This is a genomic window from Geobacter sp. AOG1, assembly GCF_019972315.1.
In the GTDB taxonomy this organism is placed as follows: Bacteria; Desulfobacterota; Desulfuromonadia; order Geobacterales; family Geobacteraceae; genus Geomobilimonas.
In genome coordinates this window covers 2235345-2256534 of the sequence record NZ_BLIZ01000001.1, presented here as the reverse complement: position 1 = coordinate 2256534, position 21190 = coordinate 2235345, and the positions used below count along the sequence as shown (strand labels likewise).

General features: G+C 58.3%; 22 protein-coding genes. 5 read left to right on the top strand and 17 right to left on the bottom strand.

Annotated features, from left to right (window positions below; translation table 11 throughout):
• Positions 1-201 precede the first annotated feature (201 nt).
• Both LDN04_RS10325 and rnc read right to left on the bottom strand, forming a co-directional pair.
• Entirely contained in the window at positions 202-1239 is a 1038-nt protein-coding gene (locus tag LDN04_RS10325; RefSeq protein WP_223909791.1) for an elongator complex protein 3, read from the bottom strand.
• The gene (rnc, locus tag LDN04_RS10320; protein WP_223909785.1) at positions 1236-1955 is read right to left on the bottom strand and encodes a ribonuclease III; all 720 of its coding nucleotides are present in this window, start codon (positions 1953-1955) and stop codon (positions 1236-1238) included. The genes LDN04_RS10325 and rnc overlap by 4 nt, the downstream gene beginning before the upstream one ends.
• Positions 1956-2128: 173 nt before the next feature.
• Here rnc and tmk point away from each other — a divergent pair, with 173 nt between their 5' ends.
• The 4 genes from tmk to metG all read left to right on the top strand — a co-directional run bounded on the left by tmk (position 2129) and on the right by metG (position 6285).
• Entirely contained in the window at positions 2129-2773 is a 645-nt protein-coding gene (gene tmk, locus LDN04_RS10315; protein ID WP_223909777.1) for a dTMP kinase, read from the top strand.
• Complete coding sequence (gene holB, locus LDN04_RS10310; RefSeq protein WP_223909774.1) at positions 2773-3735, top strand: DNA polymerase III subunit delta'; 963 nt, start codon at positions 2773-2775, stop codon at positions 3733-3735. Before tmk ends, holB begins: the two co-directional genes overlap by 1 nt.
• A gap of 82 nt (positions 3736-3817) precedes the next feature.
• Positions 3818-4759 (top strand): stage 0 sporulation family protein, encoded by a 942-nt coding sequence (locus tag LDN04_RS10305; RefSeq protein WP_223909770.1) that lies wholly within the window; start codon positions 3818-3820, stop codon positions 4757-4759.
• Positions 4756-6285, top strand: a complete 1530-nt coding sequence (gene metG, locus LDN04_RS10300) for a methionine--tRNA ligase (RefSeq protein WP_223909767.1) — start codon at positions 4756-4758, stop codon at positions 6283-6285. The genes LDN04_RS10305 and metG overlap by 4 nt, the downstream gene beginning before the upstream one ends.
• A 220-nt stretch (positions 6286-6505) precedes the next feature.
• On the opposite strand, the gene LDN04_RS10295 is transcribed toward metG, so the two are convergent.
• From LDN04_RS10295 to LDN04_RS10285, 3 genes are all read right to left on the bottom strand, one after another.
• The gene (locus tag LDN04_RS10295) at positions 6506-6937 is read right to left on the bottom strand and encodes an SseB family protein (RefSeq protein WP_223909764.1); all 432 of its coding nucleotides are present in this window, start codon (positions 6935-6937) and stop codon (positions 6506-6508) included.
• 158 nt (positions 6938-7095) lie between these two features.
• Positions 7096-7404 carry a hypothetical protein gene (locus tag LDN04_RS10290; RefSeq protein WP_223909761.1) on the bottom strand — a complete coding sequence of 103 codons (309 nt, stop codon included), beginning with the start codon at positions 7402-7404 and terminating at the stop codon, positions 7096-7098.
• A gap of 92 nt (positions 7405-7496) precedes the next feature.
• Positions 7497-8099, bottom strand: coding sequence for a YdcF family protein (locus LDN04_RS10285; RefSeq protein WP_223909759.1), 603 nt, complete (start codon positions 8097-8099; stop codon positions 7497-7499).
• 111 nt (positions 8100-8210) lie between these two features.
• Here LDN04_RS10285 and rpmB point away from each other — a divergent pair, with 111 nt between their 5' ends.
• Entirely contained in the window at positions 8211-8402 is a 192-nt protein-coding gene (gene rpmB, locus LDN04_RS10280; protein WP_223909756.1) for a 50S ribosomal protein L28, read from the top strand.
• Positions 8403-8508: 106 nt separating this feature from the next.
• Here rpmB and LDN04_RS10275 read toward each other — a convergent pair whose 3' ends face one another.
• The 12 genes from LDN04_RS10275 to LDN04_RS10220 form a co-directional block, all read right to left on the bottom strand.
• Positions 8509-8892 carry a RidA family protein gene (locus tag LDN04_RS10275; protein WP_223909753.1) on the bottom strand — a complete coding sequence of 128 codons (384 nt, stop codon included), beginning with the start codon at positions 8890-8892 and terminating at the stop codon, positions 8509-8511.
• Positions 8893-9050: 158 nt separating this feature from the next.
• Positions 9051-11201 (bottom strand): bifunctional (p)ppGpp synthetase/guanosine-3',5'-bis(diphosphate) 3'-pyrophosphohydrolase, encoded by a 2151-nt coding sequence (locus tag LDN04_RS10270; protein WP_223909750.1) that lies wholly within the window; start codon positions 11199-11201, stop codon positions 9051-9053.
• Between the two features lie 265 nt (positions 11202-11466).
• Positions 11467-11673, bottom strand: coding sequence for a DNA-directed RNA polymerase subunit omega (rpoZ, locus tag LDN04_RS10265; protein ID WP_223909747.1), 207 nt, complete (start codon positions 11671-11673; stop codon positions 11467-11469).
• Positions 11674-11733: 60 nt separating this feature from the next.
• Positions 11734-12363 carry a guanylate kinase gene (gene gmk, locus LDN04_RS10260; protein WP_223909744.1) on the bottom strand — a complete coding sequence of 210 codons (630 nt, stop codon included), beginning with the start codon at positions 12361-12363 and terminating at the stop codon, positions 11734-11736.
• A 77-nt stretch (positions 12364-12440) separates the two neighbouring features.
• Entirely contained in the window at positions 12441-13319 is an 879-nt protein-coding gene (locus LDN04_RS10255) for a YicC/YloC family endoribonuclease (protein WP_223909741.1), read from the bottom strand.
• A 45-nt stretch (positions 13320-13364) separates the two neighbouring features.
• A complete protein-coding gene (locus LDN04_RS10250; RefSeq protein WP_223909735.1) occupies positions 13365-14396 on the bottom strand; it encodes an NAD-dependent epimerase in 1032 nt (343 codons plus the stop codon).
• A 1-nt stretch (position 14397) separates the two neighbouring features.
• Entirely contained in the window at positions 14398-15363 is a 966-nt protein-coding gene (locus LDN04_RS10245; protein ID WP_223909733.1) for a GDP-L-fucose synthase, read from the bottom strand.
• Positions 15356-16405, bottom strand: coding sequence for a GDP-mannose 4,6-dehydratase (gmd, locus tag LDN04_RS10240; RefSeq protein ID WP_223909731.1), 1050 nt, complete (start codon positions 16403-16405; stop codon positions 15356-15358). The genes LDN04_RS10245 and gmd overlap by 8 nt, the downstream gene beginning before the upstream one ends.
• Before the next feature lie 198 nt (positions 16406-16603).
• Positions 16604-17665, bottom strand: coding sequence for a lipopolysaccharide heptosyltransferase I (gene waaC / locus LDN04_RS10235; RefSeq protein WP_223909729.1), 1062 nt, complete (start codon positions 17663-17665; stop codon positions 16604-16606).
• Between the two features lie 44 nt (positions 17666-17709).
• Positions 17710-18786: an AroB-related putative sugar phosphate phospholyase (cyclizing) gene (locus LDN04_RS10230; RefSeq protein WP_223909726.1), complete on the bottom strand. Its 1077-nt coding sequence runs from the start codon at positions 18784-18786 to the stop codon at positions 17710-17712.
• Positions 18777-19445: an SDR family NAD(P)-dependent oxidoreductase gene (locus tag LDN04_RS10225; protein ID WP_223909723.1), complete on the bottom strand. Its 669-nt coding sequence runs from the start codon at positions 19443-19445 to the stop codon at positions 18777-18779. The genes LDN04_RS10230 and LDN04_RS10225 overlap by 10 nt, the downstream gene beginning before the upstream one ends.
• Positions 19446-19594: 149 nt before the next feature.
• On the bottom strand, positions 19595-21190 hold the full coding sequence (locus tag LDN04_RS10220; protein WP_223909720.1) for an aldolase catalytic domain-containing protein: 1596 nt from the start codon (positions 21188-21190) through the stop codon (positions 19595-19597).

Below are 21190 nucleotides of genomic sequence, written 5' to 3'. Positions count from 1 at the left end.
CAATCCCTGATAAAGTTATTTACGGACAAGTTCTTAATCCGTGTGAGTTGAGTATCCCGTGGAGCGAATGTGCCCGAGTTCCAGCCGCTGTGGGCGACATGGAGCAAAGCCGGCCGATCGGCCGGCGCGAAATGAGCCGTACAGCGGCGGTGCGAGGGGACTCTGAGCGCAACGGGACGCTCGGCACCGCGGATTCACTCACTATGTAAGCAGGTTTCCCCGGCGGCAGATGACGCCGGCCTCCACCCGCAGCTCCAGCGGGGACAGGTCGGGATCGGGAACGATCGACGCCACGTCTATCCCCTCGCGACGAAAGGTTTCGACGTTACAGCGACGCTGTCCCGCCACATCCGCCACCCGTGAGGGGGCGCAGAAGATGGTCACCTTGCTCCCCCGGGGCAGGTCGGCCGTCAGTTTCCGGGAGAGATCGAGGCAGAGTTCCCCCTCCACCAGTTGCCGAAACGCCGGGTGGTAGGGGCCGGCCACCACGCTTCCTTCGCTCTCCAGTTCAGCGGTGGACTGCAGGCCGATCCGCACCACAGGGACACCTGCCACGAGCGCGGTATGGAGGAGCTTTTTGCACAGGCTCACCGCTTCGGCAAGGGAGAGCGGAACGTACTCTCCCGCCCGATGGAATTCCGCCAGCCGCGTACCTGCAATTACCAGGGTCGGGTAGATCCGGAGGAAATCGGGAGCAAGGTCGAGCACCCGACGAAGCGATGCCAGGCTCGTGGCCGGCGTATCACCGGGGAGCCCCGGCATAAGCTGGGCCCCCAGAGTCAGTCCTTCATCCTTTACCAGCCGGCAGGCGGTCACTACCTGGGCAGCGGTATGCCCCCGCCCCGCCTTTTCCAGGACTGCGTCATCCATGGACTGGATGCCGATCTCGACGGTATCAACCCCCATCCCCCGCAACCATAAAAGGTTGCCGCCGTCAATCGCGTCGGGACGCGTCGAAATGCGGATGCCGCTCACCTCGCCCCGTTCCCGCAAAGGCTGCAACGGCGCGAGCAGGCACTCCTGATCGACGAGGGAAAGGGCCGTGAAACTGCCGCCGAAAAAAGCCACCTCGACGGATCTCTCTCCCGCAGTACCCCGGTAGGCGGCGACTCTGGCCCGAATGGCCTCTCCATCCGGAAGTTCCCCGTCGTCACCGGCAATCCGCATCTGGTTGCAGAAGACACACTGGTGAGGGCACCCCCGGTGGGAGATGAAAAAAGGGACGATGATCGGCCTCATCGACTGCCGTCATCCTCCGCGAGACGGAGCAGAGCAGCCCGTGCAGCGGCCTGGGCCGCTTCCTTCTTGCTCCTGCCGCTGCCGGTTCCCATAACCTCGCCCTCCACCATGGCCGCAACGGTAAAGGAGCGCTCGTGATCGGGTCCCTCGGAACCGGTTACGGCGTAACGCGGCGTCTGTCCCCACCTGGCCTGGGCCAGCTCCTGAAATTCGGTCTTGTAATCCTTCCCACCCTGGGCACACCCCTTGCCGGCCAGAAGAGGACCAAAATGGCACCTGACCAGCCTGCGTGCAGCGCGCATCCCTCCGTCGAGGTAGACCGCCGCCAGGAGGGCCTCATAGGCATCGGCCAGCAATGACCGCTTCTCACGCCCGCCACTTCGGTCCTCACCCCGTCCCAGCAGCAGGTATTTCCCGAGCCCGATCGACACGGCAATGCCAGCCAGGCTCTCCTCGTCCACCAGGGAGGACCTCACCCTGGTGAGTTCCCCTTCCCGGCTTTCGGGAAGGCGCTCCAGGAGGAGGGCACTCAGGAAGAAATCGAGGACCGTGTCGCCGAAAAACTCCAGCCGTTCGTTGTCGCGCAGGGTCCGGTCAGCAGCCTCGTTGAGGTAGGAACGATGGGTCAGGGCCTCATACAGCAGGCGCCGATCCTTGAAGGTGTAGTCGATGGAGACTTCCAATTCTGCCAGCAGCCCATTGTCCCGCATGTCCATAAAACCGCCGTATGACCTGTCGGGGGAACGCCCCCGCGGATGAATCACAATTGAACGACTATAGCTAAAGATGCAGATTTTATCAATAGATATGCCGCTTTGGCCGGATTTTTATCTTGATTAATTCCCGCCCCTCTCCTATAATTTTTTATTTTTCAACCTTGAGGTGCTGCATGGCCTGCTTCATCACATTTGAAGGGATCGAGGGGTGCGGCAAAACCACCCAGATGAAGATCCTGGCAAAGCGCCTGGAAACCCTCGGCACCGGCGTAACCACGACACGGGAGCCGGGGGGGTGTACCATTGCCGACAAGATTCGGGGAATCCTCCTTGATGCGGAGAACAGCGCCCTGGTCCCGCTGGCTGAACTCCTCCTCTACGCCGCGGCGCGTGCCCAGCATGTGGCCGAAGTCGTCACACCGGCCCTGGCCGCCGGGCGGGTGGTGCTCTGCGACCGCTTCACCGATGCCACCCTCGCCTACCAGGGGTACGGACGGGAGCTCGACCGGAAGACCATCGACCGGCTCAATGAGCTGGCGACGGCAGGGATTCGCCCCGACCTGACCGTCCTCCTCGACTGCCCGATAGAGGTGGGGCTTGAGCGGGCCATGACCCGGATCAACAGTACCGACGGCGCCAGGGAAGAGCGGTTCGAACTGGAGGCCAGGGAATTCCATCGCCGGGTGCGCGACGGCTACTTACAGCTGGCGGCCCGCGAGCCGAAACGTTTCGTGGTCATCAACGGTGCTGCCGGGGTCGAGGAAACCGCCGCCGCCATAGAAACGGCCGTCCTCGCCAGATTGTCCGGGAGGGGATAATGCCCTACGCCTCCATCATCGGGCAGGACCGCAGCATCGCCATTCTCCGTCGGGCTCAGGCCGGCGGAAAGCTGGCCCATGCCTACCTGTTCGACGGCATCGAGGGGTGCGGCAAGCGGAAGACCGCCCTGGCACTCGTCCAGTCGATCTTCTGCACCGAGAGAGAAGGATGTGGCCGATGCGCAGCCTGTCGCAAAGTGGCGGCGCTCCAGCACCCCGACCTGCACCTGGTTGAACCGGACGGAGCGTTCATCAAGATCGACCAGATCAGAGAACTGCAGCGTGAACTGGCCTTTCGTCCCTTCGAGGCCCCCAAGAAGGCCTGCATCATCGACAGCGCGGACCGGCTCAACCCGGCTGCCGGCAATGCCCTGCTGAAGACCCTTGAGGAACCTCCCGGCAACGCTCTTCTCATCCTGATCACGGCTAATCCGGGAGGGATGCTGCCGACGATCCTCTCCCGCTGCCAGCGGCTCCAGTTCCAGGCGATACCCCAGCCTGCCATCGAAGCGTACCTGGTCGCCCAAGGAACGCCGGCCGAAACTGCCGGCATTGCCGCAGCACTGGCCGGGGGAAGCATCGGGAAGGCGTTGGACGTCAGCAGCGAAACGGTCCTGCAGGAGCGGCAGACACTGCTCCAAAGGCTTCTCTCCCTTTCCCTGGGGGATATATCACCCCTGTTCGCCGCAGCGGAGGAATTGGCCGCGGACAAGGAGAAGGCCCAGGAGATGCTGGAGCTCGTCACCACGTTCCTGCGCGACATGCTCCTCCTCCGGCAAGGCAGCGGGGACCTCTCCAACCGGGACCTGCTCCCCCTGCTGGAAAAGGGAGCGTCCCGCTTCACATCGGCCAGCCTCATGGGGCTCATCGAGCAGGTCGCGGCAACCCGCCGCGCACTATTTCGCAACGTCAACACCCGCCTGGCGCTGGAGGTCATGTTCATGCGCCTGGCCGAGGCGTGACACTTTACGCTGTGAGAGGTACGTGCAGCACATAGATGAACAACAATGAAAAAGCAGCGGGGAGCGATCCCCTGGAGGAACTTTGATAAAAATCGCCAAAATCCAGTTTTACACTGCCGGCAAGCTCTATGACTTCAACGCCGGCAACCTCGATCTCAAGCCGGGGGACAGGGTAATCGTCGAAACCGAGCGGGGCAAGAGTATCGCTACCGTCGTGGTGGGGCCCCGGGAATTCGAGAAGGGTGCTGCCCCCGAAGGGCTCAAGAACATCACGCGCAAGGCGCTCCCCGAAGACCTGGAGGCAGCGGCCCGCAACGCGATCAAGGAGAAGGAGGCCCATGCCCTCTGCCTCGCCAAGATCAATGAGCGCGGCATGGACATGAAGCTCGTGCGGGTCGAGTATCTCTTCGACGGCAGCAAGGCGATCTTCTACTTTACCGCCGACGGCCGGGTCGATTTCCGCGAGTTGGTCAAGGACCTGGCCCACGCCTTCCACACCCGCATCGAGATGCGCCAGATCGGGGTGCGCGACGAGGCCAAAATGGTTGGTGGCATCGGCATCTGCGGGCGGGAACTGTGCTGCTCCTCCTTTCTGCGTGAATTTGAGCCGGTGTCGGTGAAGATGGCCAAGGAACAGAATCTCGCCCTCAACCCGACCAAGATATCCGGCCAGTGTGGCCGGCTGCTCTGTTGCCTCTCCTACGAATACGAGACTTACTGCACCCTAAAAAGATGTCTCCCCAAGTGCGGCAAACGGGTCAAGCACGGCAACGTGGAAGGGGAAGTGGTCAAACTGGGGGTGCTGGACGGCACCGTGACGGTCAGGACCGACGATCATGTTCAAGTGGTGTTGAAGGGTGAAGAGATCAAGCCGGAGAACATAACGGACCGCCCGAAGAAACCGTTGCGTGAACAAGGGAAGGAAGGGCAGCCGGACACCAAGGAGAGTCACGGCAGCGGTCGCGAGCGCCGCGGCGACCGCCGGTCGGACAACCGGGACAAGAACAAAAAGGAGAAACGATGAGCCGGACATTTTACGTCACCACTCCCATCTACTATGTCAACGATGTCCCCCACATCGGCCATGCCTACACCACTCTGGCCGCCGACGTCCTGGCACGTTACAAGAAACTCCAGGGATACGAGGTCTTTTTCCTGACCGGCACCGACGAACATGGCCAGAAAGTGGAAAAGGCCGCCAACGCCGCCGGGGAGACCCCGCTGGAACTGGCAGACCGGGTAGTCAAGCGGTTTCAGTCGCTCTGGGAGAAGCTGGACGTATCCTACAGCGATTTCATCCGCACCACCCAGGAACGGCACAAATCGGGGGTAACCCACCTGTTTGAAAAGGTGCTCGCCCAGGGAGACATCTACCTGGGGGAGTATGAGGACTGGTACTGCACCCCCTGCGAGACCTTCTGGACCGAGACCCAGCTCATCGACTTCAAATGCCCCGACTGCAACCGTCCCACGGAGAAGCTGAAGGAGGAATCCTACTTCTTCCGGATGAGCAAGTACCAGGAGCAACTCCTGGCCCACATAGAGGCAAACCCCGACTTCATCCAGCCCAAATCCCGGCGCAACGAGATCCTCTCCTTCGTCCGGGAGGGGCTGCGTGACCTCTCCGTCTCCCGCACCTCCTTCTCCTGGGGGATTCCGGTGCCGGGGAACGAGAAACACATCATCTACGTCTGGTTTGATGCCCTCACCAACTATATAACCGCCCTCGGCTACCCGGACGAAGCGGGGAACTACGGCACGTTCTGGCCGGTTGACGTGCACCTCATCGGCAAGGACATCCTCCGCTTCCACGCCGTCTACTGGCCCACCTTCCTCATGGCAGCCGGCCTCCCCCTGCCGAAGAAGGTCTTTGCCCATGGCTGGTGGACCGTGGAGGGGCAGAAGATGAGCAAGAGCCTCCAGAACGTGGTGGAGCCGAACATGCTCATCGACCGTTACGGAGTGGATGCCGTGCGCTACTTCCTCCTCCGCGAGGTCCCCTTCGGTCTGGACGGCGATTTCTCCCACACAGCCCTCGTCAACCGGATCAACTCCGACCTGGCCAACGACCTGGGGAACCTGCTCAACCGCTCCACCGCCATGGTCAACAAGTACTTCGACGGTATCGTCCGGGAACCGGGGGCGTTGACGGAGCAGGACGAGGCCTACCGTGCCAGAACCGAGACGATGGTGAAGCAGGTGGACACCTGCATGGACGAACTCGCCTTCAGCAAGGCACTGCAGCAGATATGGGAGGTCATCTCGGCGGGGAACAAGTACATCGACGCCACCGCCCCCTGGACCTTGGCCAAGGACCCGGCCCAGAAGGAGCGGCTCGCCACGGTCATGTACTGCCTGCTGGAATCCCAACGGATCGTCCACACCCTGCTGACGGCCTTCATGCCCCGAACCGCCGCCAAGGCCCTCGCCTACCTCAACGGGGAGCAGAAGCCGACCGAGGCCGACCTGCAGTGGGGGGGACTCAAAGCCGGCACCGTCATCACCAAGGCCGAGGCGCTCTTCCCGCGGATCGAAGAGAAGGCGGAATAACGGCGGGAGACATCACAAAGAGCGGTAACGCAAAAGGCCGGGGAAACCATCCCCGGCCTTTTGCTATCATAAAAAAAGAATCTGGGACACGGAATAATCGGGATACCTGCGGACTCAGGCCACAACCTCAACCAACCTTCCGGCAGTCATCCGACTTTATCAGATGGTATCCGCTTTTTCCGTGTTCGATTGCCGTTTCGAGGGTTATGAATACGGAGTTTTATCCCTCTTCCGTCCCTTTAGCCGCTTCGGCGTTACATCGCTCGACCACGTCCCTGAGCCAGGCGATCTCATCAGGGAGGAACTGCTTCGCGTAGGGGGTGCCCACATTCAGCGCCCAGTGCAGTGGCGGCTGCGTCGTGGCTGCGAGTACGTGTCCCGGGACCTTGACGCTCTTCACCTTGTCGTGCGCCCAGGCATGGAGGCGCTCTTCGCTGTCGAAGAGCATCAGGTAATCGTTCCCCTCTGACTCGATCACCAGCGGCAGCACCTGCCCGTCCGCATCCCCTGCGCCTGTTTCGCTCGCCTCCTCCTCGTCCAGGGTCGGGACGAAAAACGTGCCATTGAGGAAGAGATCGTAAAATTTCGATTGGTTCTTGGCGTCGCTCATATCCTGGCGCAGTACCTCCAGTGCCTGGTCCAGTTCGGTCATGGTAAGTCCTTTCGTTGTTGGGCAAGTCACCTGCCGCGGCAATAAAAAACCACAGGAAGGGTCCCTGTGGTGCAGAAACTGACACAAAATAACATCTTGTATCGTCGCCGACAATGGTTATTTGTTGCCTGATAGGGAGCCGCGCTGCGTTCACCCAGCTACAAGATCTCCACCTCGCTCACCCGTACAATCAGCATGTCCTGGCGGAACCGGCCTGCCAGCTTCTTTCGGTAGTCCCGCCACCAGTCGCGGTCGAGCACTTCCGTCATCACCTCGTAGATGACGATATCGTCCCGCACCGTCATGGTGGGGGTTTCCTTCCAGATCCCCTCGGCCGGCGACCGGACATAGGTGGTAATGCCGCCAAACTTCTCCGCAAGCACGTCCCGCACCCGCGTGTACTCATTCCGGGGGAACGGCATGCCGCTGTTATCGTAGAGGGGCAACAGAATCTGCACGAGATGCATAAGGTTCGCTCCGCTTAATTCCGAACGGGAGTGTGTCAGGGCCAGCGGCATTAACAAGGCGCCGCCACGTAAGCCTGGCCAAGAGCTATAGATCAGAGGTTGAAGCTTGCCGGCCGCAGTTCGCCGGAGCCGAACAGGAAGAAGAAACGGAACAGGCAGTATTTGTAGAATTCGGAAAAGAGGAGGCGGAAGCTGCCGCCGTGACTCCACCAGGCTTCCTTCAGGTTTTTGCTGTCCACCGGATGGGGATAGATGGCGACTTCCCTGGGAAGGACGCTGCGGAAGATGAGGGTGGCCCGTTTCATGTGGTAACGTGAGGTGATGAGTTTTATGGAATGGACCTGGTGCCGGACGACCAGCTCACGGGCGTAGATGGCATTTTCCAGGGTATTGCGGGAGACCTTCTCCAGTATAACCCCCTCGCCGCCGCGGGTACCAGCCTGCTCCCGGAACAACTCCCCCTTGCGCACCGCCGGATCGACCCCGACGAGAAAGAGCCAGCGCGCCTGGTTGTCGCGATAGAGCCGGATCCCCTCTTCGACCCGCCCACGTCCCCCCGTGAGCACTACGATGGCGTCGGGCTTGACCTCCTGCGGACTAAGGGAAAAGGTCTTGTAGGCAAAATCGACGAACAGGACCGCCAGAATCACCAGCGTGATAATGAGGAGCGAGAAAATCCCCTTGATGAACGTCATTGCGGCTCAGTTCCTTTTCGAGAAAATTACCGGTCGATTCGTACTTTTTTCTTGCGCACGGGACAACATTCTGCTATTAATTGACGCTTAGTTCATTCGGAGGTACGATCCATGTCCAAAATATGCGAAATCTGTGGTAAAGGCCCCAGCTTCGGTAATAACGTCAGCCACGCCAACAACAAGACCCGCCGCACCTGGCATCCGAACCTGCAGAAGATCAAGGCCATCAGGAACGGCAGCATCAAGAGCATCAAGGTCTGCACCCGCTGCATCCGTTCCGGTCACGTGGTCAAAGCGCTTTAAAACCGGTTCAGCGTTCAAGATTCAAGGTTATAACCACCTGAAGCCGCAACGCCCTGAGCGTTAGCGGCTTTTTGTCTGTAAACTTTGAACGTAGAACCTTGAACCGTCAGTTTGCCAGCGCGATAACCTCAATCTCCACCCCGACGCCCCGCGGCAAACCCTTCACTTCCACCGTGGAGCGGGCCGGCGGCTCCGCACCAAATCTCCTGCCGTAAATCTCGTTAACCACGGCGAAGTTGGCCAGGTCGGTGAGGAAGATGGTGCTCTTCACCACATCGTCGAAACCGAGCCCTGCCGCGGCCAGTACCGCCCCGATGTTCTCCATTACCAGCTCGGTCTGGACCGTGATACCCCCCTCCCGAATAACACCGGTTGCCGGGTCAAGCGGAATCTGGCCGGACAGAAAAAGAAATCCCCCCGCCTTAACGGCCTGGGAATACGGTCCAATCGCCTGCGGCGCCTTCTCAGTAGCAATTACCATCTTGGTCATGTTCCCCTCCTTGCCGTTGTTTCCGGAAAAGCCAATTATTGATTCGATCTGTGGCCTCACCCTGCGGGCAGCCTTCGCTGTCCAATTCCTTTAGAATTGTCGCAAGTCAAGGGGCTGCGCAGGGCAACGCAGAGATTGCGGAAAAGTGGCGTCACCCTTCAGTGTTTGATGCGCTCCGCCTTGATGACCCCCTCCACCTTCATGATGCTCGTCAGCACCCGCTTCAGGTGGTCCAGGTCCGTTACCTCCACCTCGAACAGGTTCACCCCCCGCTTGTCAACGGTGCTTTGAATTGAGGCGCTGGTGATGTTGGATTCACTGTTAGCGATGGCCTGGGAAATCCCTGCGAGAATGCCCTTCTGGTCGTAGCAGAAGACCCTGATCTTGACCGGCAGGGCGGACCGTTTGGCCTTCTCCCAGGCGACGTCGATGCGCCGCTCCGGGTCGCTCTCCAGGGCCAGTTGACAGTCGGCGGTATGCACTGTCACCCCCCGCCCGCGGGTGATGAAGCCGACGATGTCGTCGCCGGGAACCGGGTTGCAGCACTTGCCGAAACGGACCAGCACGTCCTCCACTCCGCTGATGCTGATGGCGCTGGACGATTTGCGGGTCAGCTTGTCGAAGACCTTGCCGAGTCGGGTTTCCTTGCGTTCCTGGTGCTGTTCCAGCCGTTCCGCCGGAATCAGCTTGCCGAGCACCTGGTTTATGGAGAGCTTGCCATAGCCGACGGCGGCCATCAGGTCGTCTTCATGGACGAAACCGAACTCCCCCGCCACCTTCTTCAGCTCGCCGGTCTTGAGGAGCTTGCCGTAGTTGAGGGAATAGCGGCGGAACTCCTTTTCGGCGATCTCGTGGCCGAGGGAGATGCTCCGCTTCCGTTCCTCGGTCTTGATCCATCCCCGGATCTTGTTCCGGGCCCGGGAACTCCTGACGATCTTCAGCCAGTCCTTGCTCGGGGTGTGATGGGGGGAGGTGACGACCTCGATGATGTCGCCGGTCTTCAATTCGTATTTGAGGGGGACGAGCTTGCCGTTCACCTTGGCCCCGACACAGCGGTGCCCCACGTCGGTATGGACGCTGTAGGCAAAATCGATGGGGGTGGATCCCTTGGGGAAACCCTTCACATCACCCTTGGGGGTGAAGACGTAGACCTCCTCGGGGAACAGTTCCACCTTGACCGTGTCCATGAACTCCCGAGAGTCCTGGAGCTCCTGCTGCCACTCCAGGAGCTGACGGAGCCAGGCGAAACGTTTGATATCCTTCTCGTCGTACCCCTTCCCTTCCTTGTACTTCCAGTGGGCCGCAATCCCTGCCTCGGCGACCCGATGCATCTCCGCGGTCCGGATCTGCACCTCCATCCGCTCGCCGAACGGACCGATCACCGTGGTATGGAGGGACTGGTACATGTTTCCCTTCGGCATAGCGATGTAGTCCTTGAAACGGCCGGGAACCGGCTTCCAGGTGGAGTGGATAATGCCGAGGACTTCGTAGCACTCCCGGATGTCATCCACCTGGATGCGGATGGCGATCAGGTCGTAGATCTGGTCGATATCGACGTTGCGGTTCTCCATCTTGCGGAAGATGGAATAAAGGTGCTTGCTCCGCCCCGACACCTCCCCCTTGATCTCGTGTTCAGCCAGTTTCGCAGCGATGATGTCCCTGACTTCCTGGACGAAGGTCTCCCGCTCCTTTTTCTTCTTCGTCACCTTGGAGGCCAGATCGTAGTAGACCTGGGGGTCCTGGTAGCGGAAGGAGAGGTCTTCCAGCTCGCTCTTGATCCAGGAGATGCCGAGCCGGTTGGCAATGGGGGCGTAGATGTCCATCGTCTCCCGGGCGATGCTCCGCTGCTTGGGTTCCGGCTGGTACTGGAGGGTGCGCATGTTGTGAAGGCGGTCGGCAAGCTTGACGAGGATAACCCGGATGTCGTTGGCCATGGCGAGGAGCATCTTGCGGAAATTCTCCGCCTGGCTCTCTTCCTTGGTCTTGAAGTGGATCTTGCTGATCTTGGTGACCCCATCCACCAGGCTGGCTACCTCTTCGCCGAAATTGGCCACCAGCTCTTCGTGGGTAGTAAGGGTGTCTTCGATGGTGTCGTGGAGAAGCCCAGTCACGACGGTCGGCACATCCAGCTTCAGGTCGGCCAGGATCGCAGCAACTTCCATGGGGTGGACGAGGTACGGCTCCCCCGAAAGGCGCGTCTGCCCCTGGTGGACCTTGGCACAGAAGACGTAGGCCTTCCTCACCAGATCCAGATCGGCGGAGGGGTTATAGGCGGTCACCTTGTCGAGAATGTCGTTAAGCCTGATCATGGGGCAAACCTGGGTGGATCAGAAAAGCAGGGAAATTGAATAACAAACAAAAACGATTGAACACAGATTAACGCGGACAAAATCGGATTAACGCCAATACAAAATAAACGGGAATCAGTTGACGTTCTTCGGGTCAACCCTGGAAAGGTTTTGAATCTGCGTAAATTCGCTACACGCAGATGTGGTCTGCGTTCGGATGTTTGCTGTGCTAGAGACAAAAAAAGGGCGGAAGCGTTTAAGCTCCAGCCCCGTTATGCCGCGAAAATTAACGGCTCTTTCGAGAGGTTATTTCAAAACTGACTTTCCCGGCGGCAATTTCCCGCAGGGCGAGGACGACGTTCTTGTTGCTGCGGTTATCGATGAGGGGCTTGGCACCCTTGTACAGCTGCTTTACCCGCTTTGACGCCAGCATCACCAGCAGGAACCGGTTATCTACCTTCTCCAGACAATCTTCAACAGTTACCCTTGCCATTATTACTCCTTTCTTAAAAGCCGGAACCCGTTATCCGGGACCCGTAATCCGTAATCCATCCTAGTCCCTAGTCCCCGGTCCCTGAACATCAAACATTTCAGAAACGGCTTCCAGCACACGGGAGGTCCGGCACCGTTCCGCCAGCAGGACCGACTTGAACTCCTCTACTGCCGTGCTGAACACGTCGTTGACTATGATGTAATCGTACCAGCGAGACTCGCGGATTTCCGCCGCCGCCCCCTGCAGGCGTCGCGCGATCACCTCTTCGCTGTCCGCGTTGCGGCAGTCGAGGCGGCGACGCAGTTCATTGTAGCTGGGAGGCATAATGAAGATGAAGACCCCACCCCGATAGCGCTCTTTCAGCTGCCGGGCCCCCTGGCAGTCAATGTCGAGGATGACATCAACACCGTTCCGGCGGTACTCTTCCAAGGTCTTGATGGCGGTACCGTACAGGTTGCCGTGCACTTCGGCCCATTCGGCAAATTCACCTTCCACCACCATCCTCCGGAACTCCTCGGTGGAGACGAAAAAGTAGTCAATTCCGTGGACCTCGCCGGGGCGGGGGGAGCGCGTCGTGTAGCTGACAGAATGCCGCAGGTTCGGGAAAATGTCAATGACTTCCTTGCACAGCGTGGTTTTGCCGGCGCCCGACGGTGCGGAAATTATATAGAGAACGCCTTCACGTTTCATGAATAACCCCGGTGACCAGGGACCAGGTATCCGGGACCGGTAAAATTCTTACCGATCCCCGGTTCCCGGTCTCCGATTTACTCGATGTTCTGGATCTGCTCCCGTATCTTTTCAAGTTCCGCCTTCAATTCCACAACCAGCGGGGTTATTTCCACATCCCCCCCTTTGGAACCGATGGTGTTCACTTCCCGGTTCATCTCCTGGAGGAGAAAGTCCAACTTCCGCCCCACCGGTTCCGCCAGCTGCAACGCCCGGTCGAACTGCAGAAGATGGCTGTTGAAGCGTACCAGTTCCTCCGTGACATCACTCCGGTCGGCCATGATGGCAATTTCCTGGGCAAGCCGTCCCTCGTCGAGAGAGGTATCGGCCAGGAGCTGGGCCACCCGCTCCTTCAGGCGTGCCGCACTCTCGGCCACCGCCACCGGCGCGCGTCCTCCTATCCTGCTTATCAGGGCCGTCAGGCTCTCCCGCCGGCTCCGCAGATCGGCGAGGAGCGCATCCCCTTCCCGCGACCGCATCTCCTCCAGTGCCCCCACCGCCTGTTCAACCGCGGCCAGCAGTTCCACCTGGAGTGTTTCGGCAGGGGTCTCGCTCTCCCCCGTGGTCAGCACGTCCCGTTGACCGGCAACCAACTGCAGACTGACCGGCTCGGTCAGCCCCAGGGTGTCACGCAACTCACCCAGCGCCTCGAAATAGGCCAGGGCCAGGGGCAGGTTGGCCGTCGGCCGGGCCGCGGCATCCAGCACCCCTTCCCGCTGCACGAATACCTCGATCTTCCCCCGCTTGAGCCGCTCGCCGATGCATTTCTTCACCTCGTTCTCGAAGGGCATAAGCCCCCGCGGCAGCTTGACGGATATCTCTCCGTACCGGTGATTGACCGACCGGATCTCCACGCTTATCCGGCCGTGGGGTGCAATGACCTCCCCCTTGCCGTAACCGGTCATGCTCTTTATCATGGTTCCTCCCATCGAAATTCTGGACATACCAGCCTACGACATCGATTATCCAGCCGCAGGGGCCATTTTCACGCCATAATAGGCCCGATACCACGCCACAAACTGTCCAACCCCCTCTTCGATGCCGGTTGCCGGCTTGAACCCAACATCCCGCATCAGGTCGTCAACGTCGGCACAGGTGGCAGGGACATCCCCCGCCTGCATGGGAAGCAGATTTTTCACCGCTTTTTTCCCGAGACATTCCTCAAGTACCTCGATGAAATACAGGAGTTCCACAGGCCGGTTGTTGCCGATGTTGTAAATCCGGTACGGGGCATAGCTCGTCCCGGGATCGGGCCGGGCGCCGTTCCAGGACGGATCGGGAGAGGGAATCCTGTCCATGACCCGCACCACACCCTCGACAACATCGTCGATATAGGTAAAATCCCGCTGCATCCTGCCGTTGTTGAAGACATCGATCGGCTGACCGGCCAGGATCGCCTTGGTGAAGGAGAAGTAGGCCATGTCCGGCCGCCCCCAAGGTCCATAAACGGTGAAGAAGCGAAGCCCGGTGGTCGGCAGGCCATAGAGGCTCGCGTAGGAGTGGGCCATCAGTTCGTTGGCCTTTTTGGTGGCGGCATAGAGGGAGACGGGGTGGTCCACATTATGATGGACGGAGAAGGGAGTGCTGGTGTTGGCGCCATAGACAGAGCTGGAGGAAGCAAAGACGAGGTGCCGGACCTGGTGGTTACGGCATCCTTCCAAGACGTTGAGAAAGCCTACCAGGTTGCTGTCGACGTAGGCATGGGGATTGGTGAGGGAATGCCGGACCCCGGCCTGGGCGGCAAGATGAACGACCACCTGGAAACCTCCCTCTGCGAAGAGGCGCTCCATGGCTGCGCGGTCCACGAGGTCGGCCATGATGAACCGAAAACGGGGGTTCTCTTCCAACAGCCGCAGCCGGGCGGTCTTGAGCGTCACGTCGTAATAGTCGTTGAGGTTGTCCAGGCCGGCCACGTCATGGCCATGCGCCAGTAACTGCTTCGCCAGGTGGAAGCCGATAAAACCTGCTGCGCCGGTGACCAGGACCTTTCCCATTCTATCTGCCCGCCTCGCTGAGGTACCACTCGTAGGTGGCGCGTATCCCTTCACGGAGTTCCAGTCGATGACGCCAGCCGAGATCGTGCAGACGAGAAACGTCCGACAGTTTGCGGGGAGTGCCATCCGGCTTGCTCGCATCGAAGGCCAGGTCGCCGCTGAAACCGACGATCTCCTTGATCAGGAGCGCCAGATCCCCGATGCTGATTTCTTCGCCACTGCCGATGTTGACGAACCCGGGTGAGGTATGCGGGGCAAGGAGTGAAGCGATTACCTCGTCGGGGCGAGTCATGAGGAAGACGCAGGCGTCGGCCACGTCGTCAACGTGCACGAATTCCCGCAGCGGTGCCCCGGTCCCCCAGACCACCACCCTGTCCGCGCCGGCGACCTTGGCATCGTGAAACTTCCGCAAGAGGGCCGGAAGAACATGGGAGGTTTCCAGGTCGAAATTGTCGCGGGGGCCATAGAGGTTGGTCGGCATGGCGGAGATGAAAGAGGTACCGTACTGACGATTGTATGACTTGCACATGGTGATGCCGGCGATCTTGGCGACGGCATAGGCGTCGTTGGTCGGCTCCAGGGGGCCGGTGAGGAGATACTCCTCCTTGATCGGCTGGGGGGCAAGCTTTGGATAGATGCAGGTGCTGCCGAGAAAGAGGAGCTTCCTGGCACTGTTTCGCCAGGCCTGGTGGATGACATTCGTCTGGATCATCAGGTTGTCGTAGATGAACTCCGCCGGGTAGCTGTTGTTGGCAACGATCCCTCCCACCTTGGCGGCAGCGAGGAAGACATACTCCGGCCGCTCGTCCTCAAAAAACCGGGCCACACCCCCCTGGTCCCTCAGGTCGAGTTCGCTGCTCGTCCGGAGAATGAGATTGGTAAAGCCGTCCCGTTGCAGCCTCTGTACTATCGCAGAGCCAACAAGGCCGCGATGACCTGCCACGTAGATGCGCGCAGACTTATCCATTTGCCCTCTTGTCCCTTTCCGCCAGGGAGAGGTCCGCATCCACCATCATATTCACCAGGGCGCCGAAGTCGACCTTCGGCTCCCAGCCAAGCTTTGTTTTCGCCTTGGTCGGGTCTCCCAGGAGGAGATCCACTTCGGCGGGGCGGAAGTATTTCGGGTCGATCTCGATGAGCACCCGGCCTGTCCTCGCGTCCACCCCCTTCTCCTGGACACCATGCCCCTGCCACTCGATGGGCATGTCGAGCCGGGCAAAAACGCGCTCGGCGAACTCGCGGACCGACCAAGTCTCGCCGGTCGCCACCACGTAGTCGTCCGGCTCAGGCTGCTGCAGCATGAGCCACATCGCCTCCACGTAATCACCGGCAAACCCCCAGTCCCGCTTGGCGTCCAGGTTCCCCAGATACAGCCGGTCCTGCAGACCTACCTTGATCCGGCCAGCCGCACGGGTGATCTTGCGGGTGACAAAGGTCTCCCCACGTCGCGGCGACTCGTGATTGAAGAGGATGCCGTTGCAGGCAAACATGTTGTAACTTTCCCGGTAGTTCATGGTGATGTAGAAGGCGTACGCCTTGGCACAGGCGTAAGGGGAACGGGGGTAGAACGGGGTAGTTTCTCTCTGGGGGGTTTCCACCACCTTGCCGTAGAGTTCGGAGGAGGAGGCCTGATAGAATTTCGTATTGATCTCGGTCTCTCTGATCGCCTCCAGTATCCGCACCGCACCGAGGGCATCCACCTCCCCCGTGTACTCGGGGACATCAAAGGAGACCCGCACGTGGCTCTGGGCCCCCAGGTTGTAGATCTCGTCCGGCCGCACGTCCCGTAGGATTTTGTTGAGGGAGCTGGCGTCGTTCAGGTCGCCGTAGTGGAGAAACAGCCGGACACCCGCCTCATGGGGGTCGTGATAGATGTGGTTGATCCGGCCGGTATTGAAGGAGGACGAGCGGCGGATGATGCCGTGCACCTCGTACCCTTTCTGGATAAGCAGTTCCGCCAGGTACGAACCGTCCTGGCCGGTAATGCCGGTGATCAGTGCTTTTTTCATGCTCAATCCCTTCTGTGCCGGTTCATTTCCATAGCGCTCGTGCAGGCAGGGCCGCAGCTATTTTTAAGTGGTGTACTATACCCCATGAGCTCCATTTATTCAACGCAATTCAGCCCATACAGACACTAACCATACGTCTTCAGACAATAGATTATATCAGGATTAATGCGAAAACGAATCGGATAGTCGAAAAAAGGATCAGGGGGATTGGGCGGGCGTGGCGGTCAGCAGTCGTTCGATTTCCTTCAGCAGTGCGGCAACCCGGATGCTTTCCCGGCAGGACTGGTCGTCGTCGCATTTCGTGCGGAAACATTTGGTGCAGTGGCGGGGCGCCTGCACGATTCCGTGCCCCTTTCCCCTCGGCCCGCTCCTCCTGCCGTCCGAAGCCCGGTAGAAGGAAACTGTCGGCGTTCCGACCGCGGCAGCCAGGTGCACCGGCCCCGTATCCCCTCCGACCACCAGGTCCACTTTCTTCAGCAGGGCAACCAGCCCTTTCAGGGAATAGCGCTCGATGACGCGCGCGCCATTCCCGATCGCCGCGGCCAGTCGAGTCACTACCTGCCGCTCCTCCTCGTTTCCCCAGGAAAAGAGGATCGAGGAGGCGGGGAATTTTTCGAGGACCGCCCGCCCCAACTCGATCCAGCCGCTTTCCGTCCAGAACTTGGTCTGCCACGTGGTCCCGTAATGGAATAGGAGCACTAGCCCGTCATCCAGGGTTGCAAGGAGCGCATCCGCCGCACCGTCATCCTCGGGGGAGGTGACGATGTCAGTCGTCAGCGCCAAGCCGGCGAAATCCTTGGCGAAGGGGATGCTGACCAGCCGCAGGTACTGGTCGGTCACATGGTGGTCCGTGGGCCGGATCGGCACTTGGCGCGTCGTGAAGAAGAGATTGACCCTTTCCTGGAGAACATCGGAGGAGAAACCGATAATGTTCTCCGCGCCACTCAACCAGTCTATCAGACCGCTCTTCAGGTTCCCCTGGATGTCGAACACCAGGTCGTACGCTCTCTCTCGCAGAGCGGCTCTGAGTTGGCCGATCTCGTGCCGCGTCTGTTTCGCCAGCGGCTGCTTGCGCCAGACCTTGGTCCGGACAGGATGCAGCCGGGCAATGAGCGGGTTGTCGGCGAGTATCTCCTGGAACTGCTCCTCCACCACCCAGTCAATCTCAATCCCGGGCGACACCCGGTGCAGGTAGTCAAGGACCGGCAGGGCATGGATAATGTCGCCCAAGGCGCTCATTTTTATAATCAGGACACGCATGGGAATATTCTATCCAGTGGTTCAATTTCGTGCGGGAACCGCCGTTACGACACCCGTAGCGATTCCATCAATTCGGCCGTTGTCGCGACCAGTTCATCGGGGGAATAATCCGTCAGTTTCTCGAACGTATAATCGCTCCTCATCATGACGACCACCAACCCGTCGCCGGTTCGTTTCTTGTCCTGCTTCATCGCTGCCAGGATGGCATCGCTCCCGAAATACTCCTTGCGAAGCGGAATCGACAGACTCTTCCTGAGGAGAACATCGGCCAGGTGGCTGGCGAGTGACGGGGCGAGCAGACCGCGCTGCACCGCGGCGATATTCGCGAACAGCATGCCGATGACCACCGCCTGTCCGTGGGGGATGGCGTAACTGCTGACCGTCTCCAGGGCATGGCCGAAACAGTGCCCGAAGTTGAGGAGATTGCGCCGACCGGTGTCGAATTCGTCCCCCTCCATGTAGCTGAGCTTGATGGAGAGGGATGTCCGTGTGGCCTGCAGCAGGGCGTCCGGGTTCCGTTCCAGCACCGCCGGCAGGCTCCCTGCGAGAGCCGCGGCCGTCTTCTCTCCCCCCATCAGGTGGAGTTTGACCACCTCCCCCAGACCACTGAGAAAATCGGCTTCTTCGAGGGTCTGGAGAAAGGGTGAATGGATGTGCACTTCGGCAGGAGGATAGAAGGTGCCGATCAGATTCTTGAACCGCTTGTAGTTAAGCGATGTTTTGCTGCCGATACAGCTATCGGCCTGGGCCAGCAGGGTTGTAGGGACGAATACCCAGTTGAGGCCGCGATACAGGGTGGAAGCGACGAATCCTGTCACGTCCTGGACGATTCCCCCCCCGAGAGAGATGAGCGTCATGTTTTTCTTGGCAGCCCGGTCCATCAGCCGATCGTAGATCTCCATGACGCTGTCCAGCCCCTTCCGCTCCTCGCTAACCGAAAACACCATCCGCTCACCTTCGGGAATACAGCTGAGGCAACCGCCACCGTAATGCCGCCAGACATTTTCATCAATGACAAACAGACGCTCGGGAAACCGCGAAAACTCCTGGATAAATCGCGCGCTGTCCTGAAAATGGACCGAGTAGTCCCGTACATTGGAATGAATGGTGATTACTGACACGTGAACCCCCCGTCCACAAATATGGTCTGGCCGACGATAAAGCTGTTGCGGGACGAACAGAGAAACGCCACGACCTCGGCAATCTCCTTGGGTTCCGCAAGGCGGCCAGCGGGGATGTTCTCGGTTATCTTGCGCAGCTCATCCTCCGAATTATTCTGGCGCGTCAACTCGGTAGCCACGAAGCCCGGCGCCACCGCATTGACCATCACCCCCGATCCGGCCAGTTCCACGGCTGCCGCGCGAGTCATGCCGTTGATCCCCGACTTGGTGGTTGCGTAGACAAACCGGCGGGGCTTACAGACTCCGCTCCAGATGGAGCTTATGTTGACGATACGGCCGTACCCCCGCTCTGCCATGCCGGGAGAAAGTGCCCGGAGCAGAACCATGGGAGCGATCAGGTTGACCTGCAGGGTCCCGGCCAGGTCGGCGTCACTGAACTCACCGGCCGCAGCCAGGGGGTTGATCCCCGCATTGTTCACCAGAATATCGACCCTCTCCCCCAAGCCCGCGCAATACCGTTCGATCGATTCGGTCGATGCGAGATCCATCTCCTGCCGGTTTGGTACCAGTACAGTCGCCCCCTGGGATCTGAAGAGATCAGCAATAGCTCTGCCGATCCCTCTGGATGCACCCGTTATCAAGGCCGTTCGACCTAACATTACTATTTACCTCCGACTTATAGCTACTTAATGTATCAGCGTCGTCGTAACTATCTTTCAGTTCATTATTTGTCCAGAAATATAACGGATACAACGAGCCACAAGGTGGTTGGGCTATTTTGACAGAACAGCTCAGACAGGGTATCGACTCACAAATACATGGTTTTTGTAAGGCTGGAAATGCTCATGTCTTTACCGATAGCCTTGATGCATTCAGTCATTGCACTATTCCTCTTCAATACGTCATCCTGGCAATACAACAAAGGGATATAATCGCTGTAATAATTCTGTTCATTATTGTCAGTATACCCGTCAAATCCCGCAAGCACTATTTCCTGTACAGCGCATTTTTTCAAAATCTTCATGACCATAAGCAACGGATTGTCACGTACTGATTCTGTATCATTAGTTAATGCCCCATAGTTGAAAATATAATCTATTTGCTTGCTTGATGGTGATACATTGGATGTACAAATTACTTTGACATTTATACCATCACCGTAAATCCTATGAAAAAACTGGCTATACCTTTTCGAATTCCCCATAAATACATAATCAATAGGGTATAGATCGTTAATAAAATTGATAGATATTACTACAGGTTTATATTTATCAATATACGACACAATACTGTCAGACTCATTTATGATGGATGCTCCAGGGCCAAGAAGCAAAATATTTCTATTTTCTATATCTTTTGCAAGACGAAGGTACGAGGTTTCATCATTGCACGAGACATTTTGATGTTCCTGATATTTTTTTTCAATAAGCTCTTTGTTGAATGACAGCTTGTTTCCTTCCGGTAACGTTTCAAGCAAATCGTTTACCGATTTTACTGCCAGAGTTTTCTTGGCAAGGAGGTATTTTACATATTCTGGATGGCAATCGTTCGATGCAGCGAGATAGTATAAGAGAGAGTATCCCCAAGGGGCTTTTGCGTACTCTTTCAGTATGTCAACATCAATCGCTTCAAGCAGGTGTTCTATCGCATAGTTTTTGGAAAAATTTTCATTGAAGAACATTGCGATCAGTTCAGTGTTTGCGTTTCCAGCCCCTTTCCCCATGCCGTAAAGGGAACTGTCAATGACGAGGTTACGGTCACTTTCAAGTTCGCATAACTCAATGGAACTGGCGTATACCAGCTGAAAGTTGTTATGGGCATGATAGCCAATGGTTATCGACTTGTTCAGATAGGTATCAAAAAGCTGGTAATAATGCAGGAGCTCCTTGCTATGCATAAGGCCGTACGTGTCAACGATGGCAACAGCATAGGGGTCGAGTTTGTTGATTTTTTCGATAAGACTGATGACATCGCCGTCTGAATACCCGGTAATCGAAACGGGATTCACAAATGTTTTGTAGCCCTTTTCCTGTAGTTGAGCCAGATACTCAAGGGCCGCGTCCTGATCTTTTTTCTTGAATATTACCCGGATACCGTCGATACACGAATCCTTCTGCAACGATATTCTGCTGATATCACAGGTACCATAATCGATCATCGCGAGGATCATCGCGTTATCGATATCGAGTCCTCGCAGCAGGGGAGAAATCGAACCGCTATCGGGCAGAATAGACCTGTCGGGGTCATAGGGACGACGTTCATCGATAAAACCGATTTCGATCATATCAATGCCGGCTTTGTCAAGACGACTGATAATGCTTTTCATGCTCCCCAGACCAAAATTCCAGTCATTGACAAAGCCGCCGTCGCGAAGAGTACAATCAAGAATACGTATGGATCTCAT

Excerpts from the sequence above, each read along its gene's own strand:
- LDN04_RS10325 (WP_223909791.1), bottom strand. The coding sequence starts at position 1,239 with ATGAGGCCGATCATCGTCCCTTTTTTCATCTCCCACCGGGGGTGCCCT.
- rnc (WP_223909785.1), bottom strand. The coding sequence starts at position 1,955 with ATGGACATGCGGGACAATGGGCTGCTGGCAGAATTGGAAGTCTCCATC.
- tmk (WP_223909777.1), top strand. The coding sequence starts at position 2,129 with ATGGCCTGCTTCATCACATTTGAAGGGATCGAGGGGTGCGGCAAAACC.
- holB (WP_223909774.1), top strand. The coding sequence starts at position 2,773 with ATGCCCTACGCCTCCATCATCGGGCAGGACCGCAGCATCGCCATTCTC.
- metG (WP_223909767.1), top strand. The coding sequence starts at position 4,756 with ATGAGCCGGACATTTTACGTCACCACTCCCATCTACTATGTCAACGAT.
- LDN04_RS10295 (WP_223909764.1), bottom strand. The coding sequence starts at position 6,937 with ATGACCGAACTGGACCAGGCACTGGAGGTACTGCGCCAGGATATGAGC.
- LDN04_RS10290 (WP_223909761.1), bottom strand. The coding sequence starts at position 7,404 with ATGCATCTCGTGCAGATTCTGTTGCCCCTCTACGATAACAGCGGCATG.
- LDN04_RS10285 (WP_223909759.1), bottom strand. The coding sequence starts at position 8,099 with ATGACGTTCATCAAGGGGATTTTCTCGCTCCTCATTATCACGCTGGTG.
- rpmB (WP_223909756.1), top strand. The coding sequence starts at position 8,211 with ATGTCCAAAATATGCGAAATCTGTGGTAAAGGCCCCAGCTTCGGTAAT.
- LDN04_RS10275 (WP_223909753.1), bottom strand. The coding sequence starts at position 8,892 with ATGACCAAGATGGTAATTGCTACTGAGAAGGCGCCGCAGGCGATTGGA.
- LDN04_RS10270 (WP_223909750.1), bottom strand. The coding sequence starts at position 11,201 with ATGATCAGGCTTAACGACATTCTCGACAAGGTGACCGCCTATAACCCC.
- rpoZ (WP_223909747.1), bottom strand. The coding sequence starts at position 11,673 with ATGGCAAGGGTAACTGTTGAAGATTGTCTGGAGAAGGTAGATAACCGG.
- gmk (WP_223909744.1), bottom strand. The coding sequence starts at position 12,363 with ATGAAACGTGAAGGCGTTCTCTATATAATTTCCGCACCGTCGGGCGCC.
- LDN04_RS10255 (WP_223909741.1), bottom strand. The coding sequence starts at position 13,319 with ATGATAAAGAGCATGACCGGTTACGGCAAGGGGGAGGTCATTGCACCC.
- LDN04_RS10250 (WP_223909735.1), bottom strand. The coding sequence starts at position 14,396 with ATGGGAAAGGTCCTGGTCACCGGCGCAGCAGGTTTTATCGGCTTCCAC.
- LDN04_RS10245 (WP_223909733.1), bottom strand. The coding sequence starts at position 15,363 with ATGGATAAGTCTGCGCGCATCTACGTGGCAGGTCATCGCGGCCTTGTT.
- gmd (WP_223909731.1), bottom strand. The coding sequence starts at position 16,405 with ATGAAAAAAGCACTGATCACCGGCATTACCGGCCAGGACGGTTCGTAC.
- waaC (WP_223909729.1), bottom strand. The coding sequence starts at position 17,665 with ATGCGTGTCCTGATTATAAAAATGAGCGCCTTGGGCGACATTATCCAT.
- LDN04_RS10225 (WP_223909723.1), bottom strand. The coding sequence starts at position 19,445 with ATGTTAGGTCGAACGGCCTTGATAACGGGTGCATCCAGAGGGATCGGC.
- LDN04_RS10220 (WP_223909720.1), bottom strand. The coding sequence starts at position 21,190 with ATGAGATCCATACGTATTCTTGATTGTACTCTTCGCGACGGCGGCTTT.